Origin of the sequence: Mycobacterium sp. NPDC050853, from assembly GCF_040653875.1 — a bacterium.
In the GTDB taxonomy this organism is placed as follows: Bacteria; Actinomycetota; Actinomycetes; order Mycobacteriales; family Mycobacteriaceae; genus Mycobacterium.
In genome coordinates this window covers 186,920-205,701 of sequence record NZ_JBFAGW010000004.1, presented here as the reverse complement: position 1 = coordinate 205,701, position 18,782 = coordinate 186,920, and the positions used below count along the sequence as shown (strand labels likewise).

General features: G+C 65.0%; 21 protein-coding genes. 11 read left to right on the top strand and 10 right to left on the bottom strand.

Going from position 1 to position 18,782, the window contains the following annotated elements; translation table 11 throughout:
* Positions 1 to 27 precede the first annotated feature (27 nt).
* Positions 28 to 867, top strand: a complete 840-nt coding sequence (locus tag AB0H22_RS15540) for an inositol monophosphatase family protein (RefSeq protein WP_358147168.1) — start codon at positions 28 to 30, stop codon at positions 865 to 867.
* Here the strand turns inward: AB0H22_RS15540 and cei are convergent.
* Positions 864 to 1,511: an envelope integrity protein Cei gene (gene cei, locus AB0H22_RS15535; RefSeq protein WP_358147167.1), complete on the bottom strand. Its 648-nt coding sequence runs from the start codon at positions 1,509 to 1,511 to the stop codon at positions 864 to 866. The genes AB0H22_RS15540 and cei overlap by 4 nt on opposite strands.
* Positions 1,512 to 1,713: 202 nt before the next feature.
* On the opposite strand from cei, the gene AB0H22_RS15530 reads away from it, so the two are divergent.
* A complete protein-coding gene (locus AB0H22_RS15530) occupies positions 1,714 to 2,016 on the top strand; it encodes a DUF4193 domain-containing protein (RefSeq protein WP_043077966.1) in 303 nt (100 codons plus the stop codon).
* A gap of 34 nt (positions 2,017 to 2,050) precedes the next feature.
* On the opposite strand, the gene AB0H22_RS15525 is transcribed toward AB0H22_RS15530, so the two are convergent.
* Positions 2,051 to 2,563: a DUF3093 domain-containing protein gene (locus AB0H22_RS15525; RefSeq protein ID WP_180747885.1), complete on the bottom strand. Its 513-nt coding sequence runs from the start codon at positions 2,561 to 2,563 to the stop codon at positions 2,051 to 2,053.
* On the opposite strand from AB0H22_RS15525, the gene dut reads away from it, so the two are divergent.
* Both dut and AB0H22_RS15515 read left to right on the top strand, forming a co-directional pair.
* On the top strand, positions 2,556 to 3,026 hold the full coding sequence (gene dut / locus AB0H22_RS15520; protein WP_180747884.1) for a dUTP diphosphatase: 471 nt from the start codon (positions 2,556 to 2,558) through the stop codon (positions 3,024 to 3,026). The two genes, AB0H22_RS15525 and dut, sit on opposite strands and share 8 nt — an antisense overlap.
* Entirely contained in the window at positions 3,026 to 3,772 is a 747-nt protein-coding gene (locus tag AB0H22_RS15515) for a DUF3710 domain-containing protein (protein ID WP_180747883.1), read from the top strand. The genes dut and AB0H22_RS15515 overlap by 1 nt, the downstream gene beginning before the upstream one ends.
* A gap of 35 nt (positions 3,773 to 3,807) precedes the next feature.
* On the opposite strand, the gene AB0H22_RS15510 is transcribed toward AB0H22_RS15515, so the two are convergent.
* Together AB0H22_RS15510 and AB0H22_RS15505 are read right to left on the bottom strand one after the other, a co-directional pair.
* Positions 3,808 to 4,212 carry a nitroreductase family deazaflavin-dependent oxidoreductase gene (locus AB0H22_RS15510; protein ID WP_180749611.1) on the bottom strand — a complete coding sequence of 135 codons (405 nt, stop codon included), beginning with the start codon at positions 4,210 to 4,212 and terminating at the stop codon, positions 3,808 to 3,810.
* 74 nt (positions 4,213 to 4,286) lie between these two features.
* Entirely contained in the window at positions 4,287 to 5,132 is an 846-nt protein-coding gene (locus AB0H22_RS15505) for an NAD(P)H-binding protein (RefSeq protein ID WP_358147166.1), read from the bottom strand.
* A 135-nt stretch (positions 5,133 to 5,267) separates the two neighbouring features.
* On the opposite strand from AB0H22_RS15505, the gene sigI reads away from it, so the two are divergent.
* The gene (gene sigI, locus AB0H22_RS15500) at positions 5,268 to 6,149 is read left to right on the top strand and encodes an RNA polymerase sigma factor SigI (RefSeq protein ID WP_358147165.1); all 882 of its coding nucleotides are present in this window, start codon (positions 5,268 to 5,270) and stop codon (positions 6,147 to 6,149) included.
* A gap of 1 nt (position 6,150) precedes the next feature.
* On the opposite strand, the gene AB0H22_RS15495 is transcribed toward sigI, so the two are convergent.
* Positions 6,151 to 6,813: an alpha/beta hydrolase gene (locus tag AB0H22_RS15495; protein ID WP_180749610.1), complete on the bottom strand. Its 663-nt coding sequence runs from the start codon at positions 6,811 to 6,813 to the stop codon at positions 6,151 to 6,153.
* Between the two features lie 189 nt (positions 6,814 to 7,002).
* On the opposite strand from AB0H22_RS15495, the gene AB0H22_RS15490 reads away from it, so the two are divergent.
* A complete protein-coding gene (locus AB0H22_RS15490) occupies positions 7,003 to 7,374 on the top strand; it encodes an OB-fold nucleic acid binding domain-containing protein (protein ID WP_180747880.1) in 372 nt (123 codons plus the stop codon).
* The gene (locus AB0H22_RS15485; protein WP_358147164.1) at positions 7,375 to 8,148 is read left to right on the top strand and encodes a DUF3159 domain-containing protein; all 774 of its coding nucleotides are present in this window, start codon (positions 7,375 to 7,377) and stop codon (positions 8,146 to 8,148) included.
* Here the strand turns inward: AB0H22_RS15485 and AB0H22_RS15480 are convergent.
* Positions 8,137 to 8,796 carry a TrkA family potassium uptake protein gene (locus tag AB0H22_RS15480; protein ID WP_180747879.1) on the bottom strand — a complete coding sequence of 220 codons (660 nt, stop codon included), beginning with the start codon at positions 8,794 to 8,796 and terminating at the stop codon, positions 8,137 to 8,139. The genes AB0H22_RS15485 and AB0H22_RS15480 overlap by 12 nt on opposite strands.
* Positions 8,793 to 9,482, bottom strand: a complete 690-nt coding sequence (locus tag AB0H22_RS15475) for a TrkA family potassium uptake protein (RefSeq protein ID WP_180747878.1) — start codon at positions 9,480 to 9,482, stop codon at positions 8,793 to 8,795. The genes AB0H22_RS15480 and AB0H22_RS15475 overlap by 4 nt, the downstream gene beginning before the upstream one ends.
* Before the next feature lie 132 nt (positions 9,483 to 9,614).
* Between AB0H22_RS15475 and AB0H22_RS15470 the strand changes: the two genes are divergently transcribed.
* From AB0H22_RS15470 to dxs, 4 genes are all read left to right on the top strand, one after another.
* Positions 9,615 to 11,609, top strand: coding sequence for an APC family permease (locus AB0H22_RS15470; RefSeq protein ID WP_180747877.1), 1,995 nt, complete (start codon positions 9,615 to 9,617; stop codon positions 11,607 to 11,609).
* 11 nt (positions 11,610 to 11,620) lie between these two features.
* Positions 11,621 to 12,787 (top strand): TRAM domain-containing protein, encoded by a 1,167-nt coding sequence (locus AB0H22_RS15465; protein WP_180747876.1) that lies wholly within the window; start codon positions 11,621 to 11,623, stop codon positions 12,785 to 12,787.
* A 120-nt stretch (positions 12,788 to 12,907) separates the two neighbouring features.
* Positions 12,908 to 14,206 carry a Na+/H+ antiporter NhaA gene (gene nhaA, locus AB0H22_RS15460; RefSeq protein ID WP_180747875.1) on the top strand — a complete coding sequence of 433 codons (1,299 nt, stop codon included), beginning with the start codon at positions 12,908 to 12,910 and terminating at the stop codon, positions 14,204 to 14,206.
* Between the two features lie 21 nt (positions 14,207 to 14,227).
* Positions 14,228 to 16,144, top strand: a complete 1,917-nt coding sequence (gene dxs / locus AB0H22_RS15455) for a 1-deoxy-D-xylulose-5-phosphate synthase (protein ID WP_180747874.1) — start codon at positions 14,228 to 14,230, stop codon at positions 16,142 to 16,144.
* On the opposite strand, the gene AB0H22_RS15450 is transcribed toward dxs, so the two are convergent.
* The 3 genes from AB0H22_RS15450 to AB0H22_RS15440 form a co-directional block, all read right to left on the bottom strand.
* On the bottom strand, positions 16,141 to 16,800 hold the full coding sequence (locus tag AB0H22_RS15450; protein ID WP_180747873.1) for a CatA-like O-acetyltransferase: 660 nt from the start codon (positions 16,798 to 16,800) through the stop codon (positions 16,141 to 16,143). The two genes, dxs and AB0H22_RS15450, sit on opposite strands and share 4 nt — an antisense overlap.
* A gap of 68 nt (positions 16,801 to 16,868) precedes the next feature.
* On the bottom strand, positions 16,869 to 18,071 hold the full coding sequence (locus tag AB0H22_RS15445) for a ribonuclease D (protein WP_180749609.1): 1,203 nt from the start codon (positions 18,069 to 18,071) through the stop codon (positions 16,869 to 16,871).
* A 54-nt stretch (positions 18,072 to 18,125) separates the two neighbouring features.
* A complete protein-coding gene (locus AB0H22_RS15440) occupies positions 18,126 to 18,707 on the bottom strand; it encodes a DUF3000 domain-containing protein (protein WP_180747872.1) in 582 nt (193 codons plus the stop codon).
* Positions 18,708 to 18,782: the final 75 nt, after the last annotated feature.

Genomic DNA, 18,782 nt, shown 5'->3' with positions numbered 1-18,782 from the left:
CCCTGACTGGTGTGCTGCGATAGAGGCATGGGAATCGAACCGGGAGCGCTGCGTTCGGTCGCGGTGCGGCTGGCGTCTGAGGCCGCGGAATTCGTGCGGCATCGTCGAAGTGCCGTCGATTGGGCGGCGTCCGTGCGCACCAAGACAACCGAGACAGATCCCGTGACGCTTGTCGACACCGAATGCGAGCGGCTGCTGCGCCGCCGGTTGGCTTCGTTGCGACCCGATGACGCGATCCTGGGCGAGGAGGACGGGGAGACCGGCGACGCCGGCCAGTCCCAGGTGCGTTGGGTGATCGATCCAATCGACGGCACGGTCAACTTCGTCTACGGCATCCCCGCCTACGCGGTTTCGGTGGCCGCACAGGTCGAAGGTGTATCCGTGGCGGCAGCGGTCGCCGACGTCGCGGCCGACCGCGTCTTCTCGGCGGCGTCCGGCAGCGGCGCGACAGTCCGTGAGGCCAATGGTCTGCAGCGGCCGCTGGGATGCAATCCGGTCAGCGAGGTACGGCTCGCGCTGGTGGCCACGGGTTTCGCGTACTCGACGGCGCGACGGGAACGTCAGGCCAGGTTGGTGGCGCAGTTGTTGCCTCGGGTGCGGGACGTGCGACGGATCGGCTCGGCGGCGCTGGATCTGTGCGCGGTGGCCGAGGGGCGTGTCGATGCCCAATACGAGCATGGGCTGGGGCCTTGGGACTGGGCTGCGGGCGCCCTCATCGCGCGTGAGGCCGGTGCGGTGCTGGTGTTGCCGGGCGCCGATGCCCCCAGCTCGGATGGCGAACTCATCGCGGCGATGGCACCCGGAATCGCCCGGGAGTTCGGGCAGCTCCTGACGGACATCGACGCCAGGTCACCGATTCCCGGCTAGCAGGTGCTCTGTCGCGCCCGGGCGATGAAATCGGAGTTGGCCTGGTTACCGGATTTGAGGCTGCTCAGTGCCGAGGTGACCGCATTACCCGAGGCGAGTTCGGTGAACTCGCTGCCGAGTGCCAGATCCACCGAATCGTCGGATCGCTCGTCCTCGACGAACTCGACACACGGTGCCACCAGCGAGAGCGTTACGGCGGTGGCGTACCCGGATTCCCCGAAACGTATCTGGCCGACACAGTTCAGGCGGGAACCGACGGGGTAGAACGGGTCGTTATCGGCGGTTGGTGAGGGGAACCCCACATCGCGCAGCGAGGTGGATACCTCTCCGGCCTGACCGGCCTGGCCGTTGGCGTTCAGGACACGCACCTTGACGTCGCTAAGAGTGGCCGGGCTGGTGCCTGCCAGCGAGGAGCGAGATATCGGGTTGCCGATGCCGGCGCCACCCGGCTCGGTCTGCTGAGCGGGCGAGTTGCATGCCGTCGCCTCCTTGACCGGCGCCTCCCGGGTGAGCGCCGAAGCCCAGACAAACACGGTGACGGTCAGGAGTGCCAACCCGACACATAGGGCTGGCAAATAGTTCCGGCGTCGAAAAGGGCGCCCAAGCTTGTCTACCGAGGTGCCCTCGGTGATGTCTGCGACCACGGATGGCACTCTAGGCCAGCGGACTTCTTCGCGACAGACGGCGAAATAGACCGGGTGTCCACTGCTGTGTGATGCAAATCACACTAAGAACCGGCGGAATCCGGGCACTAATAGTTTGTGATGTCCGTTTCAGCCTGGTACAAAGCCTTGCTGCGCCTATTGCAGAAGCTAGATGACGAGATGTTGATAAGGGGATGGACGCATGGCTACCGACTACGACGCTCCGAGGCGAACTGACGCCGACGATGTGTCAGAGGACTCGTTAGAGGAGCTCAAGGCTCGTCGCAACGAAGCACAGTCGGCGGTGGTAGATGTCGATGAGGCGGAAACCGCCGAATCGTTCGAGCTACCGGGCGCCGACCTATCAGGCGAGGAACTATCGGTACGGGTGATCCCGAAGCAGGCCGATGAGTTCACCTGTTCGAGCTGCTTCCTGGTGCATCACCGCAGCCGTTTGGCGAGTGAGAAGAACGGCCAGCTGATCTGCACTGACTGCGCGGCGTGACGAGCTAGCTCTGGAGCCGCAACGTCGGCGACATTCAGCTCCGCAGGGCCGCCAGCACCCGATCGGGGTGGCGGCTGCTCACCAGCCAGTACGGCGTCGGATCATCCGGGTCGTCGAGCACCACCAGCACCATCGGACCGATCCACGCCCGATGTACGACGAAGGCTGCCGGATCGAGTTGGCGGCCGAGTGCTGCGCTTTTCGCGGTGTCCGGAATCGCCGCGGACTTGGCGATCACACTGACCGGCAGGTGCGCGGATCCCGCCCGCAGCTCGGCGATCCCGCCCGGTCCGGTCGCAACCTCCACGCGGATCCTGCTGAACCACAACAGGACTCCCGTGACTATCGCGAACAGGATCGGGTAGGGCACCCAGCTGGGAAGCTGACGCATGCCCTGATTGATTTCCAGCCCGAGCAGCGTTGCCGCACCAAAGCCGGGCAGCGTCCACCACCAGGGAACCCACAGCCGCTCGATATAGCGGGTATCGGTCGTGTTGCTGGGGGATGCCGTCACGCGGCCAAGGGTAGTCTGGGCGATCGTGCCCACACCTACGAGATTGGCGATCGTTCGCCTCGATCGAGAGCTTCCCCTGCCCTCCCGTGCGCATGCCGATGATGCGGGAGTCGATCTCTACAGCGCCGAAGATGTCGTGATCGAACCCGGACGCCGGGTGCTGGTGGGCACCGGTATCGCTGTGGCCGTCCCGAGCGGGATGGTCGGGTTGGTGCATCCGCGTTCGGGCCTGGCTGCGCGCGTGGGCCTTTCGATCGTCAACAGCCCTGGCACGATCGATGCCGGGTATCGTGGCGAGGTGAAGCTCAGCCTGATCAACCTGGATCCGGAGACCCCGATCGTCATCACCCGAGGCGACCGGATTGCGCAGCTACTGGTTCAGCAGGTCGAGTTGCCGGAGCTGGTTGAAGTGGATTCCTTTGACGAGGCCGGTCTGGCCGTGACCACCCGCGGTGTGGGTGGACACGGGTCCAGCGGCGGACATGCGAGTTTGTGATGGCTTTACACCGTAGTGGCGGTCTCAACGACCTAGATGACACAGTCGATGTGTCGTCCGGCGCGGCATCGGGCGAAACATTTGACGGCCCATACGAAATCGAAGACTTTGACAGTCCGGAGGACGCCGGAACCGGACGCCTGGACTTGGGCTCGGTGCTCATTCCCGTGCCTGAAACCGGGCAGATTCAGGTTGAGTTGACCGCCTCCGGCGAGCCCGGGGCCGTCTTCGTGCTGACGCCCAACGGGCGTTATTCGGTCGCCGCGTACGCCGCACCCAAGTCGACCGGGCTCTGGCGCGAGATCGCCGCCGAGCTGGCCGACTCCCTGCGCAAGGAATCGGCCGAGGTGTCGATCGTCGATGGTCTCTGGGGGCGTGAGGTCGCCGGTGTCACCGCCGGAGGCTCGGTGCGCTTCATCGGCGTCGACGGCTACCGATGGATGATCCGCTGCGTGCTGACGGGCCCGCCGGAAACCATCGAGGCGCTGACTAAGGAGGCGCGCGAGGCGGTGGCCGACACCGTCGTCCGCCGTGACGATCACCCGTACCCGGTACGGACCCCGCTGCCGGTGGCACTGCCCGAACCGATGCTGGAACAGCTACAGGCGGCCCAGGCACAAGCGCAGGCGCAGGCGGAAGCCGCTGTCGAGGATCCGGCCCCACAGGATGATCCGACGCCGGTCGCTCGCCGCAGTGTCTCGGGCTCTGCCATGCAGCAGCTCCGGTCCACGATCACCGGCGGCTAGGTCCGGCGGGCGGAAGCCAAAGCGACCTTGGGGATCTAGTCCGGATCAAACCGGAACACCGCCAGTGTTCCGGCCAGTGCTTCGAACTCGTCTGGAGTTCCATGCCGAACGAGTCCAGCGTTTTTGGCGAACCGCACGCCCACCGGAACCTTCATGGCGAATTCCCGCAGCGCCCGTCGCGCCGTCTCGGGCGGTACAGCGACGATCCTGACGTGCTGGACACGGTTTCGTCTGGTGAGGGTTCCAGAACCGGCTGCGGCGGCATTGCGGGGCCAATCTGAGCCCGGATAGCCGCCGACGGCGAAGAGCTGGCCGTCCATTTCGAATGGTGTGATCGGTGTGGGTCGAGGTTGTCCCGTCTTCCTCCCGGGGACGGTCAGAACCATGGCCGGACCGGTGGGGATGCCGAGGCGGTGGAATGCCCGCACCATCTTGTTCATCGGTTTGAGCCACCGCGGTGGGTGGTTGGATGAGCCGCTGGCGCGAAGGCCGTCAGGCACGTTGGACATGGCGATCAGCCTTTCTGGGGTGTGAATTCGGCCCGAAACCTGTTGGCCCAGGCCGCGAACGTCTCTGCAGGGCGCCCGAGTATCCGATCCACCTCGTGCGTGACAACCGCCGGCGTGGAGACCGTGGACGCCTGCATCGCCAGGTACGCGTCAGCGAATCCGTCCGGAAACCCCAGGCCGGTGAAGCGCTGGCGCACAAGATCGTCGGGGACCTGGTGGTACTGAAGCGGGCGGTGCAGAACGTCTCCGAGAATCGCGACCAGCTCGGCGTTCGTGCAGGCCTGCGGGCCGGTCAACGGGATGCGTCGGCCGACGAGATCGTCCGTCAGCAGCGCGTGGGCCGCGATCTCGGAGATGTCCCGGTCGGCGATCGGGGCGGTCGAGGCGGATGCGTGCGGTCCGCGGACCACATCGCCCGCGCTGAGCTGGCCGGACCACATTCCGCGGAAGTTGGATGCGAAGACGGTCGGACGCAGGCTCACCCACTCCACTCCGGACTCGACGGCGTACTGCTCCACCTCCTTGTTCCGATCTCCGCGGAACCGTGACGGCTGTCGGGAGAAGTCGTCGTCACAGTTGATGGCCGACAGTGCGACGAGTCGCGAAACCCCTTCGTGCACGGCCTGGTTCACAAAGCCGGCGAGATCGTCGCCCAACGCCCGTGAATTGAGAAAGACTGCCGTGGCGCCGCTGAGCCCGGTTCGGGCCGACTCGATGGTTTTCACTTCCGGTGAGAAATCCGCGTGCTCGGGCTGCCGGGTGACCGCGCGTACGTCGGCTCCGGCCTTGGCGAGCAACTCGACAAGTGGACGCCCCACATTGCCTGTTGCGCCGGTGACGAGAATTGTCATATCGGGTTCTCCATTTCGGGAGGTTCGAGATGGCCGGATGGCCACATGACTACGACGAGGCGGGGACATAGAAAGTTACGCAAGTTACTCGGGCTGGACCGGTAACTTTTTTGGGCGCGGAATCGTCGTAGTGACATGAGTGGTTCCTCATCTATCCACGACGCACTGGTGGCGGCCGCCTGGCGCGACCATTACCCCTATCTGGTCAACCTGGCCTATCAGATGCTCGGAGATATCGGGGACGCCGAGGACGCCGCTCAGGAGGCCTTCGTGCGGCTGGCGCGGGCCGAGGAGTCGGAGATCGACGAGCCGCGCGCCTGGCTATCGGTAGTGACCGGTCGGTTGTGCCTGGATCAGCTGCGTTCGGCGCGGATGCGTCGCGAGCGGACGGGGGAGGAGTTGATCGTGGAATCCGGCGCACCGCTGCATGTTTCGGGAAGTACTGATCCCGCCGAGAGAGCCACCCTGGACGATGAGGTGCGCAGCGCTCTGCTGGAGGTGTTGCGAACGCTTAGCCCTGGTGAGCGGGTGGCCTTCGTCTTGCATGACGTGTTCGGGGTCCCCTTCGAGGAGATCGCGTCTACCGTGGGCCGTCCGGTAGGCACCTGCCGTCAGCTGGCCCGACGGGCGCGGAGCCGCTTCCAGCAGTCCGCCTCGCGAACCGGTGATGTCACGGGTGTCGAACACCAGCAGCTGATCGAAAAGTTCGTCACCGCATGCGCCAACGGCGACCTGACCGGGCTGATGGCGGTGCTGGACCCAAGCGTGTGGGGAGTGGGCACCATCATCGGAGATCCCGCGCCCCCGCCGCAGGTCAACCACGGACGCACCGATGTCGCCACCAACCTGCTCGTCTATCTCGGCCACGGTGCCACCTTGGTCGGTGGGCCGTTTGGGCAGCCGGTACTGCTGGCGTTCGCCCAGCGCAGGCTGTTTGCGGTCGTCACCCTCACGACACGGGACGGTCTGGTGCTGAAGATCGAGGCCACTGCCGACCCGTCGGCTCGCGGACTCTGAATCAGATATCGCTCAGCGCGCCGATACAGGCCGCACCCAGGCAGGACGGATCGGCGCCCAGCTGATCGAGGGTGAATGTGCGCAGCGCCGCGCGCGGCGCCCAGGATGCCCAGTCTCGGCCGACCGCGAGCGGATGTATCGGGTCATCGGTGGCCGCTGCCACCGCCAAGGGCACGGTCAATCCGCGGAGATCGTCGGCGGACGGGTTCACAAACGCCGACACCTCCTCCATGGCATCGGGCAGGCCCGGCCACTGGACGGCCCATGAGCGCGTGAGCTCGGCGGCGAGCCAGCCGGGGCTGCTGGCCCGCATCGCGGCGGTCACCGCCTGCAACCCGTCGGCACGCAGCGATTCGGCGGTGATCCGGGCGGACACCGAGGCAGGAGAGTTCTCCGGCGCGCCTGTCCACGCGGGCATAGCTGCCAGCACAGCCACCGTCGCATCGGGGTTCTGCAATGCCCACGTCAAGGCCACGGCGGTGCCGATGGACATCCCGCCGACGATGATCGGGCCATTCTGAGCGGCCCGATCGAGCGCCCGCCAATAGCCGTTGACCAGGTCATTCGGCTCAGGGCGCACCGCGAGCAGGGTGGCCCCCGCGGCGGTAAGAGCGGGGCCGAACGCCCGTGTGATGTAGTCGTCGTCGGAGCCGGTACCGGGCATGAGAACAGCCGTGTGGCCATCGATTTCTATGGATGAGCCGCTTGCGCGAAGACCGTTGATGGGCGTCACACACGTGATACTGCCCGGTGGGCGGGACACCCTGAGAGTCGCCTGGCATCGCGCGGCGCAAAGGTCTACCGTGGCGGATGCACCGATCAAATTGCGCATGCTGAGAGGCCAGGACTGGAAGTGGCTACCACCGGCGGTTATCTGCGTCGACTGACTCGTCGACTGACAGAGGACCTGGAGCAAGTGGACGCCGAGAAAATCTGTGACGCCGCCACCGCCACCGGTGCTCAGCGTGTCATCGATTGTCAACGCGGCCAAGAAGTCACCATGGTCGGGACGTTACGCACCGTCGAAACCAACTCCAAGGGCTGTGTGGCCGGCGTGAAGGCCGAGCTGTTCGACGGCACCGATACCGTGATGCTCGTGTGGCTGGGCCAGCGCCGCATCCCCGGTATCGAATCGGGATGCACCCTGCTGGTGCGCGGTCGCCTCGGCAAGCTTGAGAACGGCGGCAAGGTGATTCACAACCCGTACTACGAGATTCAGCGGTAAGTGCCAGAAACCCCACTGCACGAGCCCGACCGCGGCTCGGGCGACCCCGACGCGCATAACGGGCCACAGCTGAAGATCAGTGTGCCCGGGACAAAGCCCGAGGAGCCGGGCAGCTCGCCGCTGCACGAGATGTGGCATCAGGCCGGGGGATGGCAGGGAATCGTCTATTCGTCGATCCCCGTGATCGTGTTCGTCATCGCGGTCAGCGTGTCCTCACTGACGCCTGCGATCGTCTCGGCGCTGTCCGCCGCGACCCTGATCCTGCTCTGGCGCTTGGTAAGGCGCGAATCACTGCAACCGGCAGTCTCGGGGTTCATCAGCGTCGGCATCAGCGCGCTGATCGCCTACCTGCTCGGAGAGGCCAAGGGCTACTTCCTCATTGGGATCTGGGCCAACTTCTTCTGGGGCATCGTGTTTTTGGCCTCGGTCGTCATCCGCAGACCGATCGTCGGCTATGCCTACAGCTGGGCCACCGGGGGTGATATGTCGTGGCGCAACAACCGGCGCATCGTGCTGGCCTTCGATATCGCCACGGTGTCATGGATCGTGTTGTTCGCCACCAGGTTTGTGGTGCAGCAGTGGCTCTACCTCGCCGGTAATACGGCCTGGCTCGGTGGTACGAAGATTGCGATGGGCTGGCCCTTGACGGCGGTCGGCGCACTCATCACCCTGCTGGTGATCCGCTACGTGCGGCGCCACACCGAACCAGTGGCCGAGGAACCGGCCGAAACCCGGGGCGATAGCGCTTACCCGCCCGAGGGTTTACTCGGGTAGCACGGCCCGGTGTAGCTCGTCCTCGATATCCGCGGTGGCCACCAGGATCAGCTCGTCGCCGCCCTCGAGGGGCTCGTCGGATTGCGCCGCGATCACCCGTGATCCGCGCAGAATCGCCACCAGCACCGCATCGCGGGGGAGCTCCAGTTTCCGTACCGGCTTACCGGCCCACGGGGTGTCGTCCGGAAGCGTGATCTCCACCAGATTGGCCTGCCCGCGGCGGAATTCCATGAGCCGCACCACGTCACCAACGGCCACGGCCTCTTCGACGAGAGAGGCCAGCATCCGCGGTGTCGAGACCGCGACATCGACACCCCACGCGTCGTCGAACAGCCACTCGTTGCGTGGATCGTTCACACGGGCAACTACGCGCGGGACCGCGAATTCGGTCTTGGCCAGCAGGCTCAGCACCAGATTGGCCTTGTCATCACCGGTGGCCGCGATCACCACGTCAAAGGTATGTAGCTGCTCGCCTTCCAACAGGCTGATTTCGCAGGCATCACCGAGCCGCCACTTCGCCTCGGGCACGGACTCCGGATCGATGTGCTCGGGGTTGCGTTCGAACAGGGTGACTTCGTGCCGGCTCTCGATGAGCTCGCGGGCGATGGACCGACCGACGGCGCCGGCACCTCCGATGGCGACCTTCATCGGGAACCTCCGTGGTCGTCATCGGCATCTTCGCCCGGTGGCTGCGCCGCGATCGCCATCGCCTCGGCGGCCCGGCCCGATACGGCCGATACGTAGACCTCGTCACTGTCTTGGATCACAGTCTTGGCGTCGGGAAGCAGACCGGTGCCGAACCGAATGATGAAGGCCGCTCGGGCGCCGGTTGCGGTTTCCAATGCCGTGATGCGCTTGCCGATCCACTCTTCGTGCAGGGCCAGCTCGGTGACCACGACAGAACCGGACGGGTCACGCCATTTGGTGGTGTCGCTCTCACGGGTAAGCGCGTGCAGCAGGCGATCGGTGGTCCACGGCACGGTGGCTACGGTCGGGATGCCGAGGCGCTCGTACACGGCGGCGCGTTTGGCGTCGTAGATACGGGCGACCACTCGGTCCACGCCGAAGGTCTCACGGGCCGCCCGGGCCGAGATGATGTTGGAGTTGTCACCGGAGGAGACCGCGGCGAAGGCCTGTGCCCGCTCGATTCCGGCCCGCAGCAGGACATCGCGGTCGAAACCCATGCCGACGATGCGTTCGCCGGTGAACTCGGCGCTGAGCCTGTTGAACGCCGACGCTTCCTTGTCGATGATCGCCACCTCGTGGCCGATTCTGGCTAGGCCGCCGGCCAGCGCTGCGCCTACGCGCCCGCAGCCCATCACCACTACTCGCACCAGTAGACCTTTCCGGATAAAGCATTCGGCTTAGTGCTTGTCGCACTACTTAACGCCGCGTCGCGGCATCAGACACAGCGATGTCAAGTGAGACCGTACCGCGATTGCTCGCGTGGCCTACTGTTGGCGTTCGTGTCTACGCTTTCCAAGCTGTCGACGGCGGCTCGGCGCCTGCTAATCGGCCGGCCGTTCCGTAGTGACAGCCTTGGCCATACCCTGCTGCCGAAGCGGATCGCGCTCCCGGTTTTCGCCTCCGACGCGTTGTCCTCGGTGGCATATGCGCCCGAGGAAATCTTCCTCGTGCTCTCCGTCGCGGGGATGTCCGCCTATGCCTTGACGCCATGGATCGGGCTGGCGGTGGCCGCGGTGATGATGGTGGTGGTGGCAAGCTACCGGCAGAATGTGCACGCCTACCCCTCCGGCGGTGGTGATTACGAGGTGGTGACCACCAACCTCGGGCCCACTGCGGGCCTGACGGTCGGCAGCGCGCTGCTGGTGGATTACGTGTTGACCGTTGCCGTTTCGATGTCCTCGGCGATGTCGAATATCGGCTCGGCCATTCCTGTCGTCGCTCAGCACAAGGTCGCATTCGCCGTAGTGGCCATCGTGGTCCTGATGTCGATGAACTTGAGAGGTGTCCGCGAATCGGGTGCCATGTTTGCGATTCCCACGTACACCTTCATGATCGGCATGTATCTCATGCTGGGCTGGGGTCTGTTCCAGATCTACGTGCTCAATACCCCGCTGAGGGCCGAATCGGCGTCTTTCGAGATGCACGGCGAGGGCAGCGGCATCATGGGATTCGCGCTGGTGTTCCTCGTCGCCCGCGCGTTCTCGTCTGGTTGTGCCGCGTTGACGGGTGTGGAAGCGATCAGCAACGGCGTGCCGGCATTCCGGAAACCCAAGTCACGCAACGCGGCCACCACGTTGCTGCTCCTCGGCGGCATCGCCATCACGCTTTTCATGGGCATCATCCTGTTGGCCGAGCGCACCGGTGCGAAAATCGCGGAGGATCCGGCCCAGCAGCTGGTGGGCGCCCCCGCGGACTATCACCAAAAGACTCTGGTTGCCCAGTTGGCGGAGGCGGTGTTCGGGGACTTCCGGATTGGATTCCTTTTCATCACCGTGGTGACCGCGCTGATCCTGGTGTTGGCCGCCAATACCGCCTTCAACGGCTTCCCGGTGCTTGGATCGATTCTGGCGCAAGACCGTTACCTGCCGCGGCAGCTACACACCCGCGGTGACCGGCTGGCGTTCTCCAACGGCATCATCTTCCTGTCGGCCGTCGCGGTCCTGTTCGTGGTGGCATTCAAGGCCGAGGTGACGGCTCTCATCCAGCTGTACATCGTCGGTGTCTTCGTGTCTTTCACGCTCAGTCAGATCGGCATGGTGCGGCACTGGACCCGGCTGCTCAAGACCGAGACCGACCCGGCGGTGCGCCGCAAGATGTTCCGCTCGCGCGTCATCAACACCGTCGGTTTTCTGATGACCGGCGCGGTGCTGCTGGTCGTTCTGGTCACCAAATTCCTTGCCGGAGCGTGGATCGCGATCCTGGCGATGGGCCTGCTGTTCGTGCTCATGAAGATGATTCACAAGCACTACAACACCGTGGCCCGTGAGCTGGACAACCATGAGGGAGAAGTGGTGCTGCCCAGCCGCACCCACGCGGTAGTACTGGTCTCCAAGGTGCACCAGCCCACCCTCCGCGCACTCGCCTACGCCCGGGTCACCCGCCCCGACGTGCTGGAAGCGGTGACCGTCAGCGTTGACGATCGGGACACTCGCGAACTTGTCCGGGAATGGGAGATAAGCGATATCAGCACCCCGCTCAAGGTGATCGCCTCCCCATATCGCGAAATCACCCGGCCGATCCTTGATTACGTCAAACGCATCAGTAACGAAGCGCCGCGCACTGTCGTCAGCATCTTCATCCCCGAGTATGTGGTGGGTCATTGGTGGGAACAGGTGCTGCACAACCAGAGTGCGCTGCGGCTCAAGGGGCGTCTGCTGTTCGTCCCCAACGTCATGGTTACATCCGTTCCGTGGCAGCTCGACTCGTCCGAACGTCGCCGAGAGCTCGACGAGCAGCCCGCACCCGGTGACTCACGCCGCGGTTTCGATTCGTAGAGGCTGAATAGATGGCTATAGGCGACATCCTGGAGGTCGAGACCGGCGGGCCGGCCAACGGAGGCAGCGTGGTGACCCGACATGACGGGCGGGTCATCTTCGTCAGATACGCGTTACCGGGAGAACGGGTACGCGTTCAGATCACCGACGACCGGCAAGCCAGCTTCTGGCACGGCGCAGCGATCGAGGTCCTCGATCCATCACCGCACCGAATTGAACCGCTGTGTCCGATCGCGCACGGTAGCGGTGAATCCGGTTGTTGTGACTTGTCTTTCGCTGATCCCGCGTATCTTCGTGAGCTCAAGGGCGACGTGGTGAGCCAGCAGCTGGCCCGGCTCGGCAAGTACGACTGGCAGGGTGTGGCCGAGGAGGTGGGGACCGGCGGCCCCACCGCTTGGCGGACTCGGGTGCGTCTGGATGTGAATGCCTTGGGGCAACCTGGTTTTCACCGCTATCACAGTGACGAGCTGGTGACCGATCTGCGGTGTGCCCAAGTGGTACCTGGGCTGCTTGACGGGCTGGATGAACCGCATCTCGGTTCCGAGGGGCCGTTACATGCCGTGATGGACGATCAGGGCCGCAGACATGTGCTGCGCGGACGCACGGTCGCCGAGGGCGAGGACGTGACTGTGCAGAAGGTGGGGGACCGGCATTGGTTGGTGCCGGTGACGGCCTTCTGGCAGGCACATCGCGACGCGGCGAGCACTTACAGTCGGCTGGTCTCGGAATGGGCCGAGCTGGAACCGGGGATGAGTGCCTGGGACTTATACGGCGGCGTCGGGGTTTTTGCCTCGGTGCTGGGGGAGGCGGTGGGTCCCACGGGACGCGTCGTGAGCGTCGACACCTCGCGCCCGGCGTTCCGCAGCGCCAAGGGTGCGCTTGCAGATCTGCGCCAGGTCACGATGATCTGCGGGTCGGTACGCCATGCCGTGCGGGACCTGGGTGAGGCCGATGTCGCGGTGCTGGACCCGCCGCGAGCGGGGGCGGGACGCGAGGTCATCGGACGAATCGCCGAGGCAAACGTGCCGAGGGTGATTCATATCGGCTGTGAGGCAGCGGCATTCGCGCGGGATGTGGGCCTGTACCTGGAGCAGGGATATCAGGTGCGTGAGCTGCGAATGTTCGATGCGTTCCCGCTGACTCATCACATCGAGAGCTTTGCGCTCCTCACCCGGTGATCGGGCGCCGAGCGTCAAGATCTTATAAAGTAGCCAGCAGGTGTGCCGGGAAGTCTGGTCGGCGTTTGTACAGCTCTGCAGAAAAGCTGACGTAACTCACGAGGACGGACACCTAAACTCATGCGCCTGCGCCAACGCGTCTTCACCCGCGGATCGTGGGCGGAGTCGTCTCGTGTCGCAGAGATCCTGCGCAAGGAAACCGTCGGCGGCGTGCTGCTGGTCCTGGCGGCACTGGCGGCACTCCTGTGGGCCAACTCGCCCTGGAGCGCCCACTACTACCGCCTGGCGGGATTCGTGGTCGGGCCGGAGCGGTTGCACCTGAACCTCACGCTGGCGGGATGGGCCACCGATGGGCTGCTCGCGATCTTCTTCTTCGTCGTCGGCGTCGAACTCAAACGGGAATTCGTCGCGGGGGATCTGCGGGACCCGGGTCGCGCCGCGCTGCCGATCGTTGCTGCCATGGGCGGCATGCTTGTTCCGGCCGCCATTTATCTCGCCGTGAATGCATCCGGTGGCGTCGAGGCGATGCGAGGCTGGGCGATCCCCACGGCCACCGATATCGCCTTCGCGCTTGCGGTACTCGCGGTGATTTCCACGCATCTGCCCTCGGCGCTGCGCACATTCCTGCTCACCCTGGCGGTGGTGGACGATCTGCTGGCCGTCATTGTGATCGCGGTCTTCTACACCGATGAACTGCACTGGGGACCGTTGGGCCTGGCGATCATCCCGCTGGCGCTGTTCGCGCTGGCGGTGCAGCGTCGTCGCCGGGAATGGTGGCTGCTGGTGCCGCTGGCGGTAACGACCTGGGCGTTGGTGCATGCCTCGGGTGTGCACGCGACGGTGGCGGGCGTGCTGCTGGGCTTTATGGTGCCGGTTCTCAGGCGGGACGGACGCACGGACGTGCACGGAATGGCCGAGCGGTTCGAGCATCGGCTACGACCACTGTCGGCGGGTGTCGCGGTACCGGTATTCGCGTTCTTCGCTGCGGGGGTGACCCTGGGCGGCTTCACCGGATTGGGCCAGGCGCTGTTGGATCCAGTGGCTCTCGGCGTGGTCCTCGGCCTGCTGGTGGGCAAACCGATAGGGATCTTCGTCACCACGTATCTGTTGGCGCGATTCACCCGAGCCAGTTTGGACGACGATCTGAGTTGGCTGGATATCGCTGGTGTGACGCTGCTTGCCGGGATCGGGTTCACCGTGTCGCTGCTGATCGGGGAGCTGGCATTCGGGACCGGGCCGGCTGCCGAACACGTCAAGGTCGGTGTCCTTGCCGGATCGCTTACCTCGGCGGCCGTGGCGGCGGTGGTGCTGAGGCTGCGGAACCGGGCATATCAGCGGATTGAGGCCAAGGAGACACTTGATGCCGACCACGATGGAGTGCCCGATGTTTTTGGCTCCGCTCCAAGCGACCAGATCTGAATCGCTGCGTAGACTGACCAGATGCTTGACGACATCAGGGGACCGGGTGACCTGCAGGGTCTCTCCAAGCGAGAGCTGGACTTGCTCGCTGACGAGATCCGCGAGTTCCTGATCCATAAGGTGGCTGCCACCGGCGGCCACCTTGGACCCAACCTGGGTGTCGTCGAGCTGACTCTCGCGCTGCATCGCGTCTTCGAGTCACCGTATGACCCGATCATCTTCGACACTGGCCATCAGGCGTACGTGCACAAGATCCTGACTGGACGTTGCGGAGACTTCGACACGCTACGCCAGAAGGACGGACTATCGGGGTACCCGTCGCGCGCCGAGAGTGAACATGACTGGGTGGAATCCAGCCATGCGTCCACTGCACTGTCCTACGCCGATGGGCTTGCCAAGGCCTTCGAACTGACCGGGCAACGACGTCGTCATGTCGTCGCCGTGGTCGGTGATGGCGCGCTTACCGGCGGCATGTGCTGGGAGGCGCTGAACAACATTGCCGCCGGCGAGCATCGGCGCATCATCATCGTCGTCAACGACAACGGGCGCAGTTATGCGCCGACCATCGGCGGGCTCGCCTCGCATCTGGCGGGGCTGCGGCTCACGCCCACCTACGAGAAGGTGCTCGACGAGAGCAGGAAGCTGCTGCGCGGTATGCCGGTGGTGGGGCCGTTGGCTTACGCGTTGATGCACAGCCTCAAGGTTGGGGTCAAGGATGCGGTCTCGCCGCAGCTGATGTTCACCGATCTGGGAGTGAAATACGTTGGGCCCGTTGATGGACACGATGAACACGCGGTGGAGGACGCGCTGCGCCGCGCCCGTGGTTATGGCGGCCCGGTCATCGTGCACGTGATCACCCGCAAGGGCATGGGATACGGCCCGGCCGAGGACGACGAGGCCGACCAGATGCATTCTACGGGCATCATCGACCCGAAAACCGGCCGCTCCATCAGTGTTTCAGCTCCGGGCTGGACATCGGTGTTCTCCGAGTCGCTCATCGATGTGGCCAGCGAGCACCGCAATATCGTGGCGATCACCGCGGCCATGCCCGGGCCGACCGGTCTGAGCGCGTTCGGTGAGCGTTTCCCTGATCGACTGTTCGATGTGGGTATCGCCGAGCAGCATGCCGTCACCTCCGCCGCCGGGCTTGCGATGGGTGGCATGCACCCCGTGGTGGCGATCTATTCCACGTTCCTTAACCGCGCATTCGATCAGGTGATGATGGACGTTGCGTTGCACCGGCTTCCGGTCACGTTTGTGCTCGATCGGGCGGGCATCACCGGCAGTGACGGTGCCAGCCACAACGGTATGTGGGACCTGTCGATCCTGAACGTGGTGCCCGGAATGCGCGTCGCGGCCCCGCGGGATGCCGCACGGCTGCGCGAAGAGCTGACCGAGGCCCTGGCCATCGAAGATGGGCCGACAGCGCTGCGTTTCCCGAAAGGTGAAGTCGGCAAGGATATCCCGGCGGTCGAGCGGCGTGACGGAGTCGACGTACTCGCCCGGCCGGCGAGCGGTTTACATGCCGATGTGCTGTTGGTGGCGGTCGGTCCGTTCGCATCGACGGCACTGGCGGCGGCCGAGAGGTTGGGAAAGCAGGGGATCGGGGTCACCGTGGTCGACCCGCGTTGGGTGCTGCCGGTGCCCGAGTACGTGGTAGAGCTGACCCGCCAGCATCGGCTGGTGGTAACTCTCGAGGACAGTGGCGTGCACGGCGGTGCGGGCACCGCGGTGACGAGGGCGATGCAGGATGCCGATATCGATGTGCCGAGCCGGGATATCGGTGTGCCACAGCAGTTCCTGGAGCACGCCTCGCGCGGGCAGATCCTTGAAGCGCTCGGCCTGACCGATCAGCATATTGCCCGAAAGATCACCGGCTGGGTGGCCGCGATGAGCCGGGAAAGCACCGACAGCCCGGTTTCCGAACAGGTCGACTAACCCCGTACCCAGTCCGGAGTGGCGAGGATTTCGCGCAGTTCCTCCACGAGGCGTGCGCTGTGGTACCCGTCGGCCGCGGCATGGTGAATCTGCAGGGCCAGCGGCATGATGGTTCGGCCGTCCCGCTCGTGGAACTTGCCGATGGTGAAGATAGGGGCCAGGTGTTCCCAGCCGGGAGCGATGGTGAGCGTGAAGCCGGAAAAGCTCGCCCACGGAATGCTAGAGATGTCGAACACGTTCCGGGGCCGGGGCAATCCTTGCGGGAAAAGGGTTGAGGAGTAACGATATTCGGCCATAAGGTCGATGACTTCGGTGTGGAAGGCGTCGAAGTCGCTGGTGTAGTTGGCGCTGATCCCCGCGAAGGTCTCGCGGTCGGGATTGAACACCGTGAATGCAGGGTCCACGACATCCCAGATTCCTGGATTTCCCTGATCGTCGAGGGCCATGCGGAACTCCGGATGACGGTTCACGACGGACGCCAATGCCCAGATCTGAGTCGGATATGTCTTGCGGCCGGATGCGCGAATCGCCCCGAGGAGATCGGTGACATCCAGCTCCACCGTCATCGAGTAGTAGGTGGGACAACGGTCGAGATAGTGCGCGAACCATTCACCTCGTGGCCACTGCTGCACGTCGACGGGTTGAAGTGTCGCCATGGGGACCAGCACAGCGTGTTCCGCGCGACCGTGCAACTTAGTTTTCGCCGGCGGTGAGATCGCCCGAGTTAGTCGGCCAACGCCTCGGTAAGGATCGCGGCCGTCAGCTCGCGCTGCCACGGGCGCGCGCCGTGACCGGCCAGTAGCTCCTCGACGTCTGCGTTTCCGTCCCAGTCCCAGCAGATCCGCCGCACGATCTCGGGGGTGACGATGTTCTCCACGGGCACCGAGATCTGCTCGGAGAGCGCAGTCAGGCCCGTCCGCACCGCTTCGAGGCGCGCGTACGCCTCGGGTTTGCGCCGCGACCACCGCGATACCGGCGGTGGCCCCGTAGTTGGTTCGTTGACCGGTGGAGGAGTCGCGCCGCTGCGCGCCTTTGCCAGTGCGGCGAGCCACCGGTTGGCCTGCTGTTTCTGTCGCGGGCCGCCGAACACCGGCAGCGCGATCAGCTCGTCGCGTGTCTTCGGATCGGCCAGCGCCGCTTCGACGATCGCCGAATCCGGCAAGATCCGTCCGGGGGCGATATCCCGTGTACGCGCTAATTCGTCACGGCTGAGCCATAATTCGCGTACAGCGGCGAGCTGTGCGGGCTTGCGTACCTTGTGCAGGCCCGAGGTGCGGCGCCAGTTGTCCCGCCGGGTCGCCGAGGCCGGGGTATGCACCAGATGCTCGAACTCCTGCCGGGCCCATTCGGTTTTGTCTTGTTCGGCAAGCACTTCGGCGATCTTCTCGCGGAGCTCAATGAGCACCTCGACATCGAGTGCGGCGTAGTTGAGCCATTCATCCGGTAATGGGCGTTTGGACCAGTCCGCGGCCCCGTGTCCCTTGGCCAGGCCCAGGCCTAGCAGCCGGTGCACCATCGCGGCCAGGTTCACCTTCTCGAATCCTGCAAGACGCCCGGCCAATTCGGTGTCGTATAGCGACGGCGGTCTCATATCCAATTCGGCCAGGCACGGCAGATCCTGGTCGGCGGCATGCAAGATCCATTCGTCGCTGCCCAGTACCTCGACAATCGGTTCCAGGGCTTCCGGAACATTCGTCGGATCCAGCAGGACCGTTCCCGCGCCGCGTCGGCGAATCTGGATCAGGTAGGCACGGTTGGAATAACGGAACCCCGAGGCCCGCTCGGCATCGACGGCAAAGGCGCCGGTGCCGGATGCCAAATATTTTGCGGCCGATCGGATTTCATCCGTAGAGGCGGTGATCGGCGGTACCCCGTCGGCGGGGAGCCGTAGTGGTGTCGGTTCCGGGAGCTCGGCGTCGGCGTCCATATCGTCGGCGTCCATATCGTCGGTTTTCATATATCTGAGTCAGCAGCGCGAGTGCTAGGCGCGATGACGCGTCCCCAGATCCGTCACACCCACCGGCGGCAGGCCTGCCGCATGCTCAAGCACCTCGCAGAACGCCTCGACGTGGGTTTCGATATCGGTGCCGGTGGCGGTCCAGGATGCCCGCAGCTCCAGCTGGTGGGCACGTCCCGGACCGGCGATATCGCCGTAGCGGACCGAGGTGGTTGCGGTCACGGTTCCGCCCAGCGCCGTCACGTCACTGGAGCGGGTCGACAACGCATCCACAAGCCAGCTCCACGCAACCTCGGGCAGCAACGGGTCGACGGCCTCGGAAGCATCGAGATCGGCCTGGATGTAGGCGACTAGCCGCATGGTGCCGTTCCATGCCTCGTCGCCCTCGGGGTCGTGCAACAGAATTAGCCTGCCGAACGCGTCGCCCTCGGATTGTTCGGGCACGTTATCGGTATCGCGGTGCTTGACCTCTGCGCCGAGTGCGTAGCTGAACGGGGCCAGCCGTTGCGGGGGACGAATGGTGCCCAGCTCGATCTCCGGACGCGCGGTCACGGAGTTCATCGCGTCGACCGCCGCGCGGAACGGGGCTGGTTCGGCAGACGTCACAGCAATGAACGGTAATGCGCCGGGCCGACATGCTCCCGGAGGCGCGCCGTGCGAGGTCGCCATGGCAGCATGGGG